This is a genomic window from Streptomyces sp. NPDC027189, assembly GCF_055566975.1.
The window spans coordinates 880,153-892,617 of the sequence record NZ_JBVHRI010000001.1; the positions used below are offsets into that span (position 1 = coordinate 880,153).

Sequence of the window (12,465 nt, forward strand, 5' to 3'; positions counted from 1 at the left end):
GGGCACGGGCGGAGGGCCCGGCTCACACTTCGGCCGCGGCACCCTCCCGGGGTGCCGCGGCCGGAGCGACGTACAGCTACCGCCTACGCGGCCTGGCGCGACAATGCCTCCATGGCGCGCGCCGTGACCTCTTCCACCTTGCCGAGCGCCGAGATCGTGACGACCAGGCCCTGGGCCTTGTAGTAGTCGATGATCGGCTCGGTCTGCGTGTGGTAGACCTCCAGGCGCGTGCGGACGGTCTCCTCGGAGTCGTCGTCGCGCTGGTACAGCTCGCCACCGCAGACGTCGCAGACGCTCTCCTTCTTCGGCGCCTTGTAGGCGACGTGGAAGACGTGCGACGAGTCGTTGCGGCAGATGCGGCGGCCCGCGATGCGCCGGACCACCTCGTCCTCGGGGACCTCCAGGTCCAGGACCGCGTCCAGCTTCATGCCCTCGGCCTGCAGCATCTCGTCGAGCGCCTCGGCCTGCGAGACGTTGCGCGGGAAGCCGTCGAGGAGGAAGCCGTTCTCCGCGTCGGGCTGCTCCATGCGGTCCTTGGCCATCGCGATGGTGACCTCGTCCGGCACCAGCTCGCCCTTGTCCATGTAGGACTTCGCGAGTTTGCCGAGTTCCGTCTGCTGGCTGATGTTGGCGCGGAACAGGTCGCCCGTGGAGATGTGCGGGATCGACAGGTTCTTGGCGAGGAACGCGGCCTGCGTTCCCTTGCCGGCACCGGGCGGCCCGACGAGGACGATTCGCATCAGCGGAGGAACCCTTCATAATTGCGCTGCTGGAGCTGGCTCTCGATCTGCTTCACCGTCTCGAGCCCGACACCCACGATGATCAGGATGCTCGTGCCACCGAACGGGAAGTTCTGGTTTGCCCCGAAACCAACCAACGCCATCGTCGGTACGAGAGCGATCAGGCCCAGATACAGCGAACCCGGCCAGGTGATCCGGTTGAGTACGTAGCTCAGGTACTCAGCGGTCGGTCGGCCAGCCCGGATGCCCGGGATGAAGCCACCATACTTCTTCATATTGTCGGCGACTTCCTCGGGGTTGAAGGAGATCGCCACGTAGAAGAACGCGAAGAAGACGATCAGCAGGAAGTACGTGGTGATGTAGATCGGGTGATCGCCCTTGGTCAGGTTGTTGCTGACCCACGTCTTCCAGCCGGAATTGCCGCCCGCGAACTGGGCCACGAGGCTGGGGATGTAGAGCAGCGAAGAGGCGAAAATCACGGGGATGACACCCGCCTGATTGACCTTCAGCGGGATGTAAGTGGACGTTCCGCCGTACGCCCGGCGACCGATCATGCGCTTCGCGTACTGGACCGGGATCCGCCGCTGGGCCTGCTCGACGAACACGACCAGGCCGACCATGCACAGACCGACCGCGATCACGGTGCCGAACTCGATCCAGCCGTCGGCCAGCTTGCCCTGGAGCTTGACCGTCCACAGCGCGCTCGGGAAGGTCGCGGCGATCGAGATGAACATCAGGATCGACATGCCGTTGCCGATGCCGCGGTCCGTGATGAGCTCGCCGAGCCACATGACGACACAGGTACCGGCCGTCATGGTGATGACCATGGTCATGGTGGCGAAGATCGACTGGTCGGGCACGATCTGGTTCGCCACGGGGCAGCCCTGGAAGAGGGCGCCGCTGCGAGCGGTGGCCACCAGGCCGGTGCCCTGCAGAACGGCGAGTGCCACCGTCAGATAACGGGTGTACTGCGTGATCTTCGCCGTGCCGGCCTGTCCCTCCTTCTTGAGGGCTTCCAGTCGCGGGATGACCACGGTCAGCAGCTGGAGAATGATGCTCGCCGTGATGTACGGCATGATGCCGAGCGCGAAGACAGTGATCTGGAGCAGCGCGCCACCGCTGAACATGTTGATCAGACTGAACAGGCCGCGGTTCGAGCTGGCCACATCCATACACGTCTGGACGGACTTGTAGTCGACGCCTGGGATCGGGATGTGCGTACCAACCCGGAACACCACGATGATGGCGAGCGTGAAGAGCAGCTTCTTGCGCAGGTCGGGCGTCCTGAACGCCCGGGCGAACGCGGTGAGCACGGTGCCTCCTGCGACCCCCGCGCAAGTGCGTCAGAGGTGACGGTCTTGAGGTTCGACGGATAACTGACAGCTAACCAACAGTCAAATGCTGTCCGGAGTTCCCGTGAGGCACACCGGACGAAAATTAGCAGTGCAGGCCACCTTACCGGCGACACTGCCCCCCTTGGAACGACCAACCGGGGATGCCCCATTTGTGGGGCACCCCCGGTCGGGATCGCTCAAGTCATCGAGACGCCTGAATGAGGTCAGACGAGCTCGGTGACGGTACCGCCGGCGGCGGTGATCTTCTCCTTGGCGGAGCCGGAGACGGCGTCGACCGTCACCTGCAGCGCCACGGAGATCTCGCCCTGGCCGAGGACCTTGACGAGGCTGTTCTTGCGAACGGCACCCTTGGCGACGAGACCCTCGACGGTGACCTCGCCACCCTCCGGGTACAGCGCGGCCAGCTTGTCGAGGTTCACGACCTGGAACTCGGTCTTGAACGGGTTCTTGAAGCCCTTCAGCTTCGGGAGACGCATGTGGAGGGGCATCTGCCCACCCTCGAAGCGCTCCGGAACCTGGTAGCGGGCCTTGGTGCCCTTGGTACCACGACCGGCCGTCTTACCCTTCGACGCCTCACCACGACCCACACGGGTCTTGGCGGTCTTGGCGCCCGGGGCGGGACGGAGGTTGTGGATCTTGAGCGGGTTGTTCTCCGCCATGATCAGTCGACCTCCTCGACCGTCACGAGGTGGCGGACGGTGTGCACCATGCCGCGGAACTCGGGGCGGTCCTCCTTGACGACCTGCGTGTTGATGCCCTTGAGACCAAGGGAGCGCAGGGTGTCACGGTGGTTCTGCTTGCTGCCGATGTACGACTTCACCTGCGTGATCTTGAGCTGCGCCATTACGCACCAGCCCCGGCACGCGCACGGAGAAGAGCCGCGGGGGCGACGTCCTCGAGGGGCAGACCACGGCGAGCCGCGATCTCCTCGGGACGCTGCAGGCCCTTGAGGGCCGCCACGGTCGCGTGCACGATGTTGATCGCGTTGGACGAGCCGAGCGACTTCGACAGGATGTCGTGAACGCCGGCGCACTCGAGCACAGCACGCACCGGGCCACCGGCGATAACGCCGGTACCGGGGGAAGCAGGCTTGAGCAGGACGACGCCCGCGGCCTTCTCGCCCGTGATCGGGTGCGGGATGGTGCCCTGGATACGGGGGACCTTGAAGAAGTGCTTCTTGGCCTCCTCAACACCCTTGGCGATGGCGGCCGGCACCTCCTTGGCCTTGCCGTAACCGACACCCACGGTGCCGTCACCGTCGCCCACCACGACCAGCGCGGTGAAGCTGAAGCGACGACCACCCTTCACAACCTTGGCGACGCGGTTGATCGCGACAACGCGCTCAACGTACGCGGTCTTCTCGGCAGCAGCTGCGCCGCCGTCACGGCCCTTCCGGTCCCGCCGCTCGCCGCCACCGGCACCGCCACCGCGGCGCTGGGGTCCAGCCATTGGAATTACCTCTCTCTGTTTCCGCTAGCTACGGAACCGACTCAGAACTTGAGTCCGGCTTCGCGGGCGGCGTCCGCCAGGGCAGCGATGCGCCCGGCGTACTGGTTTCCACCACGGTCGAATACGACAGCCTCGACACCGGCGGCCTTGGCGCGCTCGGCGACCAGGGCGCCGACCGACTTGGCCTGAGCCGACTTGTCGGCCTCGCCACCGCGGATCGTGGTGTCCAGGGTCGACGCCGACGCGAGGGTGTGACCCTTAACGTCGTCGATGACCTGGGCCACGATGTGGCGGTTGGAGCGCGTCACGACCAGGCGCGGACGCTCGGCCGTACCCGAGATGTGCTTACGGATCCGGATGTGACGACGCTTGATGGCAGCACGCTTGTAAGCGTCGCCCTTAGCGATCTTGACACCGTATGCCATGGCTTACTTACCCGCCTTTCCGACCTTGCGGCGGATGACTTCGCCCTCGTACTTGACGCCCTTGGCCTTGTACGGGTCAGGCTTGCGCAGCTTGCGGATGTTGGCCGCAACCTCGCCGACCTTCTGCTTGTCGATGCCCTCGACCGAGAAACGGGTGGGGGCCTCCACCTTGAAGGTGATGCCCTCGGGGGCCTCGACGGTGATCGGGTGGCTGTAGCCGAGCGAGAACTCCAGGTTGGAGCCCTTCGCCAGGACTCGGTAACCGACACCGCTGATCTCGAGCTTCTTCACGTAACCCGTGGTCACGCCGGTGATCATGTTCGCCACCAGCGTGCGGGACAGGCCGTGGAGGGCCTTGTTCTGACGCTCGTCGTTCGGGCGGGTGACGTTCAGAACGCCGTCCTCACCCTTAGCGATCTCGATCGGCGCCGCGACGGTGTGGGAGAGGGTGCCCTTGGGGCCCTTCACCTGGACCGTACGGCCGTCGATGGTGACGTCCACGCCGGCGGGAACCGTGATGGGGAGCTTGCCAATGCGCGACATAGCTGTTTCCTCCGTTCCCTTCCGCTACCAGACGTAGGCGAGAACTTCTCCGCCTACGCCCTTCTTGCCGGCCTGCTTGTCGGTGAGGAGCCCGTGGGACGTGGAGATGATCGCCACGCCGAGGCCGCCGAGCACCTTCGGCAGGTTGGTGGACTTCGCGTAAACCCGGAGACCGGGCTTGGAGATCCGCTTGATGCCCGCGATGGAGCGCTCACGGTTCGGGCCGAACTTCAGCTCGAGGACGAGGTTCTTGCCGACCTCGGCGTCCTCGACCTTCCAGCCCGTGATGAAGCCCTCCTGCTGGAGGATCTCCGCGATGTGCGACTTGATCTTGCTGTGCGGCATCGACACCGAGTCGTGGTATGCCGAGTTCGCGTTACGCAGACGCGTAAGCATGTCTGCGATCGGATCAGTCATGGTCATGAATTGGCCTTCGGCCTCTCTCGCCGGGGTTTCCTGTATGCGCCATCCCTCTCCCCGCTCAGAGGCGGGACGGGTGCGGTGCGGGGACCTACGGCGTAGTAAGTCGTACGGGCGTCAGGCGCCCAACCCTCCTAGCCTAAGCCATGGAGGGGTGGGCTCCTGACAGTGCCCTTTGCTTACCGAGAGCCTCTGGAATCCCGAATTACGGGATTACCAGGAGCTCTTGGTCACGCCCGGCAGCTCGCCACGGTGAGCCATCTCACGAAGGCACACGCGGCACAGGCCGAACTTGCGGTACACGGAGTGCGGACGACCGCAGCGCTGGCAGCGCGTGTAGCCACGCACACCGAACTTGGGCTTACGAGCAGCCTTGGCAATCAGAGCCTTCTTCGCCATCTCGCTTACGCCTCCTTGAAGGGGAAGCCGAGGTGACGGAGAAGGGCACGGCCCTCAGCGTCGTTGGTCGCCGTGGTCACCACGGTGATGTCCATACCCCGGACGCGGTCGATCTTGTCCTGGTCGATCTCGTGGAACATGACCTGCTCCGTGAGACCGAAGGTGTAGTTGCCACGGCCGTCGAACTGCTTGGGGGACAGGCCGCGGAAGTCGCGGATGCGCGGCAGCGCGAGCGACAGGGTGCGGTCCAGGAACTCCCACATGCGGTCGCCACGGAGCGTGACGTGGGCACCGATCGGCTGACCCTCGCGCAGCTTGAACTGCGCGATGGACTTGCGGGCCTTGGTGATGGCCGGCTTCTGACCGGTGATCGTGGTCAGGTCACGGACGGCACCGTCCATGAGCTTGGAGTCACGGGCGGCGTCGCCGACACCCATGTTGACCACAATCTTGACGAGGCCGGGAACCTGCATGACGTTCTCGTAGGAGAACTCCTCACGCAGCTTGCCCGCGATCTCCTCGCGGTACTTCGTCTTGAGACGCGGAGTGGTGGTAGCCATCAGATGTCCTCACCCGTCCGCTTGGCAACGCGGATCTTGTTGCCCTCGTCGTCGAAGCGGTAACCGACACGCGTGACGACCTTGTTGCCGTCCTTCTCCACGACGAGCTGAACGTTGCTCACGTGAATCGGGGCCTCGGTGGTCACGATGCCGCCGGCCTGCGAACCGCGAGCGGTGGGGCCGGCCTTCGTGTGCTTCTTGACCCGGTTGACACCCTCGACCAGGACGCGCTCGTCGCGCGGGTAAGCGGCAATGACCTTGCCCTGCTTGCCCTTGTCCTTACCGGTGATGACCTGAACCAGGTCGCCCTTCTTGATCTTCATGCTTACAGCACCTCCGGAGCCAGCGAGATGATCTTCATGAACTTCTTCTCGCGCAGCTCACGCCCGACCGGGCCGAAGATGCGGGTGCCGCGAGGGTCGCCGTCGTTCTTCAGAATGACGGCGGCGTTCTCGTCGAAGCGGATGTACGAGCCGTCCGGACGACGGCGCTCCTTCACGGTGCGAACGATGACCGCCTTGACGACGTCACCCTTCTTCACGTTGCCACCGGGGATCGCGTCCTTGACGGTGGCGACGATGACGTCACCGATGCCCGCGTAGCGGCGACCGGAGCCACCGAGCACACGGATGCAAAGGATTTCCTTCGCACCAGTGTTGTCGGCGACACGCAGTCGCGACTCCTGCTGGATCACGTCTATCTCCTGATTGTCTGCCGGTTCCCGGGGCGGGGCCGTCCTTTACGACGGCCCCGCCCCGAGCCTGGCGGAACGAACCTGAGGGATACCCCTCAGGTAATTACTTGGCCTTCTCGAGGATCTCGACGATGCGCCAGCGCTTCGTCGAGGACAGCGGCCGGGTCTCCATCAGGAGGACGCGGTCGCCGACACCGGCGGCGTTCTGCTCGTCGTGGGCCTTGAGCTTGCTCGTACGGCGGATGACCTTGCCGTACAGGGCGTGCTTCACGCGGTCCTCGACGGCGACGACGACGGTCTTGTCCATCTTGTCGCTGACGACCAGACCCTCGCGGGTCTTGCGGAATCCGCGCGCCTCGGTCTTCTGCTCAGTCACGTTGCTCTCGCTCATCAGGCGCTCTCCACCGTCTCGATGCCCAGCTCGCGCTCACGCATCAGGGTGTAGATCCGCGCGATGTCCTTACGGACGGCCTTGAGCCGACCGTGGTTCTCGAGCTGACCGGTCGCCGCCTGGAAGCGGAGGTTGAACAGCTCTTCCTTGGCTTCGCGAAGCTTCGCGAGAAGCTCCTCGTCACCCAGTTCGCGCAGCTCGGACGCCTTGGTACCGGCCGACATCACGCTTCACCTGCCTCGCGCTTGACGATCCGGCACTTCATCGGCAGCTTGTGGGCTGCGCGAGTCAGGGCCTCACGGGCGATCTTCTCGTTGGGGTAGGACAGCTCGAACATGACCCGGCCCGGGTGCACGTTCGCGACCCACCACTCGGGCGAACCCTTACCGGAACCCATGCGGGTCTCGGCGGGCTTCTTCGTCAGCGGGCGGTCCGGGTAGATGTTGATCCAGACCTTGCCGCCACGCTTGATGTGGCGGGTCATCGCGATACGAGCCGCCTCGATCTGGCGGTTGGTCACGTACGCCGGCGTGAGGGCCTGAATGCCGTACTCGCCGAACGAAACCTGCGTACCGCCCTTGGCCTGACCACGGCGCTTGGGGTGGTGCTGCTTGCGGTGCTTGACCCTACGGGGGATCAGCATGTCGGTCAGGCCTCCGTTCCGGTGCTCTCAGCCGGAGCGGCAGCGGCGGCGGGAGCCTCGGCCTTGGGGGCCTCGGCAGCCGGCGCGGACTGCTGCTGCGGCTTGCGGCCGCGACCGCCACGCTCGCCACCACGGCCACCACGGCCGGCCGGGCGGTCAGCACCGCCACGGGCCGGGCGGTTGCCGGCGCGGGCAGCGGCGTTCTCGGCGCGGACCTCGGCGATGTTCTTGACGTCGCCCTTGTAGATCCAGACCTTCACACCGATACGGCCGAAGGTCGTCTTGGCCTCGAAGAAGCCGTAGTCGACGTTCGCGCGGAGCGTGTGCAGGGGCACACGGCCCTCGCGGTAGAACTCCGAGCGGGACATCTCGGCGCCGCCGAGACGGCCACCACACTGGATCTTGATGCCCTTGGCGCCCGCCTTCATCGCCGACTGCATGCTCTTACGCATGGCGCGACGGAAGGAGACGCGGGAGGACAGCTGCTCGGCAACGGCCTGAGCAACCAGCTGAGCGTCGGTCTCGGGGTTCTTGACCTCGAGGATGTTCAGCTGGACCTGCTTGCCCGTGAGCTTCTCGAGGTCGCCGCGGATGCGGTCGGCCTCGGCGCCACGGCGGCCGATGACGATGCCGGGACGCGCGGTGTGGATGTCCACCCGCACGCGGTCACGGGTGCGCTCGATCTCAACCTTCGAGATACCGGCGCGCTCCATGCCGGACGTCATCATCCGACGGATGGCGACGTCTTCCTTGACGTAGTCCTTGTACAGCTTGTCGGCGTACCACCGGGACTTGAAGTCCGTGGTGACACCGAGCCGGAACCCATGCGGGTTAACCTTCTGGCCCATTACCGGGTTCCTTCCTTGCTGCTGACGACCACAGTGATGTGGCTGGTCCGCTTGCGGATCCGGTAGGCGCGGCCCTGGGCACGCGGACGGAACCGCTTCAGGGTCGGGCCCTCGTCGACGTACGCCTCGGAGATGAAGAGGCTGTCGGCGTCGGTGTGGTCGTAGTTGTGCGCGGCGTTGGCGATGGCGCTGTCCAGCACCTTGCCGACCGGCACGCTCGCGGCCTGCGGGGCGAAACGCAGGACCGCCTGAGCCTCCGTGGCATCCATGCCACGGATAAGGTCCACCACGCGGCGGGCCTTCATGGGCGTAACGCGGATGTACCGCGCCTGGGCCCTGGCTTCCATGGTTGTCCTTCCAGTGTCTGTCATGGTCATTCCACCCCGCGTTAGCGGCGCTTCGACTTCCGGTCGTCCTTGACGTGACCCCGGAAGGTGCGCGTCGGCGAGAACTCGCCGAGCTTGTGGCCGACCATCGACTCGGTGACAAACACCGGAATGTGGGTCTTGCCGTTGTGCACCGCGATCGTGTGGCCGAGCATGGCCGGGATGATCATCGAGCGACGGGACCAGGTCTTGATGACGTTCTTGGTGCCGGCTTCGTTCTGTACGTCCACCTTCTTGATCAGGTGGTCGTCGACGAAGGGCCCCTTCTTGAGACTGCGCGGCATCTAAACCCGCTCCTAGCGCTTCTTGTTCGTCTTGCGGCGGCGGACGATGTACTTGTTCGAAGCCTTCTTCGGCGAACGAGTACGACCCTCCTTCTGACCCCACGGGGAGACCGGGTGGCGACCACCGGAGGTCTTGCCCTCACCACCACCGTGCGGGTGGTCAACCGGGTTCATCGCCACACCGCGAACGGTCGGACGAACGCCCAGCCAGCGCTTGCGGCCGGCCTTACCCCAGTTGATGTTGCTCTGCTCGGCGTTGCCGACCTCGCCGACCGTGGCGCGGCAGCGCTGGTCGACCAGGCGGATCTCACCCGACGGCATGCGGAGGTGGGCCATCGTGCCCTCCTTCGCGAGCAGCTGCACCGAGGCACCGGCGGAGCGGGCGAACTTGGCACCGCCACCGGGACGGATCTCGATCGCGTGGATCGTGGTACCGACCGGGATGTTGCGGAGGGCCAGGTTGTTGCCCGGCTTGATGTCGGCCCCGGGACCGTTCTCGACGCGGTCACCCTGCTGCAGGTTGCGCGGGGCGAGGATGTAGCGCTTCTCGCCGTCGGCGTAGTGCAGCAGCGCGATGCGCGCGGTGCGGTTGGGGTCGTATTCGATGTGCGCGACCTTCGCCGGCACGCCGTCCTTGTCGTGACGACGGAAGTCGATCACTCGGTAGGCGCGCTTGTGTCCGCCACCCTGGTGGCGAACGGTCACACGACCGGCGTTGTTACGGCCGCCCTTGCTGTGCAGCGGGCGGACCAGCGACTTCTCCGGCGTGGACCGCGTGACCTCGACGAAGTCGGCGACGCTGGAGCCACGACGGCCCGGCGTAGTCGGCTTGTACTTGCGGATTCCCATTTCTCAGTCCTCGTCCGATATTCGGACCAGGGCGCTCCGTTAGGAGGCCTGGCCGAAGATGTCGATACGGTCGCCCTCAGCGAGGGTCACGATCGCGCGCTTGCTGTCGGCACGCTTGCCGAAGCCGCTCTTGGTCCGCTTGCGCTTGCCCTGGCGGTTGATCGTGTTGACTCCGGTGACCTTGACCGAGAAGACCGCCTGGACGGCCTGCTTGATCTGGGTCTTGTTGGCCCGCGGGTCCACGACGAAGGTGTACTTGCCCTCGTCGAGCAGCGCGTAGCTCTTCTCGGAGACGACCGGCTTGAGGAGGACGTCACGGGGGTCCGTGAAGCTCTTGCTCAGCGGCGTCTCGACGGTGTTCTTGCCCTCGGCCTCGTGGCGCTTCGCCTTGGCGACGCGCGCGGCCTTGGCGGCCTTGGCCGCCTTGGAGGCAATGCTCGGGTGACGCGTAGCCATCAGGCTTCGCTCCCTTCGGTGTCAGCGGCCTTGGGGCCAGACACGAAGGACTCGAAAGCGGCCTGGGTGAAGACCACGTCGTCCGAGACGAGAACGTCGTACGTGTTCAGCTGGCCCGGCTCCAGGATGTGGACCTGGGGCAGGTTGCGGGCGGAGAGCAGCCCGGCCTCGTCGTTCCGCTCGATGACCAGGAGCACGTTCTTGCGCTCCGAGATCTTGCCGAGCAGGTTCTTCGCGGCCTTGGTGGAGATCTCGCCGTCGACCACGCCGGTGACGACGTGGATGCGGTTGTTGCGGGCCCGGTCGGTGAGGGCGTGACGCAGGGCCGCGGCCTTCATCTTCTTCGGGGTCCGCTGCGAGTAGTCACGCGGCACGGGACCGTGCACGACGCCACCACCGGCGAACTGCGGGGCACGGGTCGAGCCCTGGCGCGCGCGGCCGGTGCCCTTCTGACGGTAGGGCTTCCTACCGCCACCACGAACCTCGGCGCGGGTCTTGGTCTTGTGCGTGCCCTGGCGGGCAGCGGCCAGCTGCGCGACGACGACCTGGTGAAGCAGCGGAACGCTGACCTTCTCGACGTCGAAGATCTCCGCGGGGAGCTCGACCGTCCCGGTCTTGTCGCCTGCCGGCGAAAGGATGTCAACAGTGCTCATCGGTTACCTCAGGCCCCCTTGGCCGCGGTGCGGACCAGGACGAGGCCGCCGTTCGGACCAGGAATCGCGCCCTTGATGAGCAGCAGACCCTTCTCCGCGTCAACGGCGTGGACGGTCAGGTTCTGGGTGGTGACCCGCTCGTTGCCCATGCGGCCCGCCATGCGGACGCCCTTGAACACACGGCCCGGGGTGGCGCAGCCACCGATGGAGCCGGGAGAGCGGTGCTTGCGCTGGACACCGTGCCCGGCGCCGAGGCCCCGGAAGTTGTGGCGCTTCATGACACCGGCGAAGCCCTTGCCCTTGCTCTTGCCGGTCACATCCACCTTGATGCCGGCCTCGAACACCTCAGCGGTGATCTCCTGGCCGAGGGTGTACTCGCTGGCGTCAGCGGTACGGATCTCGACGAGGTGGCGGCGGGGAGTGACGTCGGCCTTGGCGAAGTGGCCCTTGAGGGGCTTGTTCACCTTGCGCGGGTCGATCTCGCCGAAGGCGATCTGGACCGACTCGTAGCCGTCGGTGTCGTTCGTACGAACCTGGGTGACGACGTTGGGGCCGGCCTTGACGACGGTGACCGGAACAACACGGTTGTTCTCGTCCCACACCTGCGTCATGCCGAGCTTCTCGCCCAGGATGCCCTTGATCTGCTTAGCCATTCTCAGATCACCGACCCTTAGAGCTTGATCTCGATGTCGACACCGGCCGGAAGGTCGAGTCGCATCAGAGAGTCAACGGTCTTGGGCGTCGGGTCGAGGATGTCGATCAGGCGCTTGTGCGTGCGCATCTCGAAGTGCTCGCGCGAGTCCTTGTACTTGTGCGGCGACTTGATGACGCAGTACACGTTCTTCTCAGTGGGCAGCGGCACCGGGCCCGCGACCGACGCACCAGTGCGGGTCACCGTCTCGACGATCTTCTTCGCCGAGGAGTCGATGACCTCGTGGTCGTAGGCCTTGAGCCGGATGCGGATCTTCTGTCCCGCCATGGCTACTCAGTAGTCCTTTGTCTCGTAAAACGCTCTGGTACCCGGGGGTCCGCGTCCCTTACCTCCGACCCACGCGGTCGGGCGTGTCGCGCTCCTGCTGACAGAGATCTCCGCATCACGGATTTCCCCACCGAGGGACACGGCCCAAAAACAACCGCAGGACCGGGGGCTGAACACCCACCGGGCGCCTGGTCGGCACCCCGCTGACACTTCCCGGAAGATTCCCGTACGTCCGCCCCAGCGCTGCCTTCCGACAGATTGGGCGACGAGTACTGTGGGACTCGCTTCCAGTCCTCCCGGCGGGAGGCGCGCAGCATCGGCACTCGACCGAGCAACCCCGTTAGTCTGCCATACGGGGCGGGGGGCTGGCCAATCGAGCCGAGGATCGTAC

At 65.6% G+C, this 12,465-nt stretch carries 23 protein-coding genes; all 23 read right to left on the reverse strand.

Annotation, left to right across the window (positions count from 1 at the left end; translation table 11 throughout):
* Positions 1–83 precede the first annotated feature (83 nt).
* A complete protein-coding gene (locus ACZ4RZ_RS03960) occupies positions 84–740 on the reverse strand; it encodes an adenylate kinase (protein WP_467741716.1) in 657 nt (218 codons plus the stop codon).
* Positions 740–2,053, reverse strand: coding sequence for a preprotein translocase subunit SecY (gene secY, locus ACZ4RZ_RS03965; protein WP_467741718.1), 1,314 nt, complete (start codon positions 2,051–2,053; stop codon positions 740–742). The genes ACZ4RZ_RS03960 and secY overlap by 1 nt, the downstream gene beginning before the upstream one ends.
* A gap of 245 nt (positions 2,054–2,298) precedes the next feature.
* Positions 2,299–2,754: a 50S ribosomal protein L15 gene (gene rplO, locus ACZ4RZ_RS03970; RefSeq protein WP_003974249.1), complete on the reverse strand. Its 456-nt coding sequence runs from the start codon at positions 2,752–2,754 to the stop codon at positions 2,299–2,301.
* A 2-nt stretch (positions 2,755–2,756) separates the two neighbouring features.
* Entirely contained in the window at positions 2,757–2,939 is a 183-nt protein-coding gene (gene rpmD / locus ACZ4RZ_RS03975) for a 50S ribosomal protein L30 (protein ID WP_003974250.1), read from the reverse strand.
* A complete protein-coding gene (gene rpsE / locus ACZ4RZ_RS03980) occupies positions 2,939–3,544 on the reverse strand; it encodes a 30S ribosomal protein S5 (protein WP_037694140.1) in 606 nt (201 codons plus the stop codon). The genes rpmD and rpsE overlap by 1 nt, the downstream gene beginning before the upstream one ends.
* Positions 3,545–3,585: 41 nt before the next feature.
* Positions 3,586–3,969 (reverse strand): 50S ribosomal protein L18, encoded by a 384-nt coding sequence (rplR, locus tag ACZ4RZ_RS03985; RefSeq protein WP_060901491.1) that lies wholly within the window; start codon positions 3,967–3,969, stop codon positions 3,586–3,588.
* A 3-nt stretch (positions 3,970–3,972) separates the two neighbouring features.
* Complete coding sequence (rplF, locus tag ACZ4RZ_RS03990; protein WP_189190332.1) at positions 3,973–4,512, reverse strand: 50S ribosomal protein L6; 540 nt, start codon at positions 4,510–4,512, stop codon at positions 3,973–3,975.
* A 24-nt stretch (positions 4,513–4,536) separates the two neighbouring features.
* A complete protein-coding gene (gene rpsH / locus ACZ4RZ_RS03995) occupies positions 4,537–4,935 on the reverse strand; it encodes a 30S ribosomal protein S8 (RefSeq protein ID WP_014674378.1) in 399 nt (132 codons plus the stop codon).
* A 210-nt stretch (positions 4,936–5,145) separates the two neighbouring features.
* A complete protein-coding gene (locus ACZ4RZ_RS04000; protein WP_003948630.1) occupies positions 5,146–5,331 on the reverse strand; it encodes a type Z 30S ribosomal protein S14 in 186 nt (61 codons plus the stop codon).
* 5 nt (positions 5,332–5,336) lie between these two features.
* Positions 5,337–5,894, reverse strand: coding sequence for a 50S ribosomal protein L5 (gene rplE / locus ACZ4RZ_RS04005; protein WP_384560389.1), 558 nt, complete (start codon positions 5,892–5,894; stop codon positions 5,337–5,339).
* The gene (gene rplX, locus ACZ4RZ_RS04010) at positions 5,891–6,214 is read right to left on the reverse strand and encodes a 50S ribosomal protein L24 (protein ID WP_053674523.1); all 324 of its coding nucleotides are present in this window, start codon (positions 6,212–6,214) and stop codon (positions 5,891–5,893) included. Before rplX ends, rplE begins: the two co-directional genes overlap by 4 nt.
* A gap of 2 nt (positions 6,215–6,216) precedes the next feature.
* A complete protein-coding gene (gene rplN / locus ACZ4RZ_RS04015; protein WP_003998823.1) occupies positions 6,217–6,585 on the reverse strand; it encodes a 50S ribosomal protein L14 in 369 nt (122 codons plus the stop codon).
* 103 nt (positions 6,586–6,688) lie between these two features.
* Complete coding sequence (gene rpsQ, locus ACZ4RZ_RS04020) at positions 6,689–6,976, reverse strand: 30S ribosomal protein S17 (protein WP_099500628.1); 288 nt, start codon at positions 6,974–6,976, stop codon at positions 6,689–6,691.
* Complete coding sequence (gene rpmC / locus ACZ4RZ_RS04025) at positions 6,976–7,200, reverse strand: 50S ribosomal protein L29 (RefSeq protein ID WP_003998824.1); 225 nt, start codon at positions 7,198–7,200, stop codon at positions 6,976–6,978. Before rpmC ends, rpsQ begins: the two co-directional genes overlap by 1 nt.
* On the reverse strand, positions 7,200–7,619 hold the full coding sequence (gene rplP / locus ACZ4RZ_RS04030) for a 50S ribosomal protein L16 (protein WP_099500627.1): 420 nt from the start codon (positions 7,617–7,619) through the stop codon (positions 7,200–7,202). The genes rpmC and rplP overlap by 1 nt, the downstream gene beginning before the upstream one ends.
* Before the next feature lie 5 nt (positions 7,620–7,624).
* Positions 7,625–8,467, reverse strand: a complete 843-nt coding sequence (gene rpsC, locus ACZ4RZ_RS04035) for a 30S ribosomal protein S3 (protein WP_189190334.1) — start codon at positions 8,465–8,467, stop codon at positions 7,625–7,627.
* Positions 8,467–8,814, reverse strand: a complete 348-nt coding sequence (rplV, locus tag ACZ4RZ_RS04040; protein ID WP_003974262.1) for a 50S ribosomal protein L22 — start codon at positions 8,812–8,814, stop codon at positions 8,467–8,469. The genes rpsC and rplV overlap by 1 nt, the downstream gene beginning before the upstream one ends.
* Before the next feature lie 41 nt (positions 8,815–8,855).
* The gene (rpsS, locus tag ACZ4RZ_RS04045) at positions 8,856–9,137 is read right to left on the reverse strand and encodes a 30S ribosomal protein S19 (RefSeq protein ID WP_005481224.1); all 282 of its coding nucleotides are present in this window, start codon (positions 9,135–9,137) and stop codon (positions 8,856–8,858) included.
* Between the two features lie 12 nt (positions 9,138–9,149).
* The gene (rplB, locus tag ACZ4RZ_RS04050) at positions 9,150–9,986 is read right to left on the reverse strand and encodes a 50S ribosomal protein L2 (protein WP_030039757.1); all 837 of its coding nucleotides are present in this window, start codon (positions 9,984–9,986) and stop codon (positions 9,150–9,152) included.
* 39 nt (positions 9,987–10,025) lie between these two features.
* Complete coding sequence (gene rplW / locus ACZ4RZ_RS04055) at positions 10,026–10,442, reverse strand: 50S ribosomal protein L23 (protein WP_356804105.1); 417 nt, start codon at positions 10,440–10,442, stop codon at positions 10,026–10,028.
* Complete coding sequence (gene rplD, locus ACZ4RZ_RS04060; protein WP_467741724.1) at positions 10,442–11,095, reverse strand: 50S ribosomal protein L4; 654 nt, start codon at positions 11,093–11,095, stop codon at positions 10,442–10,444. The genes rplW and rplD overlap by 1 nt, the downstream gene beginning before the upstream one ends.
* Positions 11,096–11,103: 8 nt before the next feature.
* Positions 11,104–11,748, reverse strand: coding sequence for a 50S ribosomal protein L3 (gene rplC, locus ACZ4RZ_RS04065; RefSeq protein WP_381254488.1), 645 nt, complete (start codon positions 11,746–11,748; stop codon positions 11,104–11,106).
* A 17-nt stretch (positions 11,749–11,765) separates the two neighbouring features.
* On the reverse strand, positions 11,766–12,074 hold the full coding sequence (gene rpsJ, locus ACZ4RZ_RS04070; protein WP_003948644.1) for a 30S ribosomal protein S10: 309 nt from the start codon (positions 12,072–12,074) through the stop codon (positions 11,766–11,768).
* Positions 12,075–12,465 lie beyond the last annotated feature (391 nt).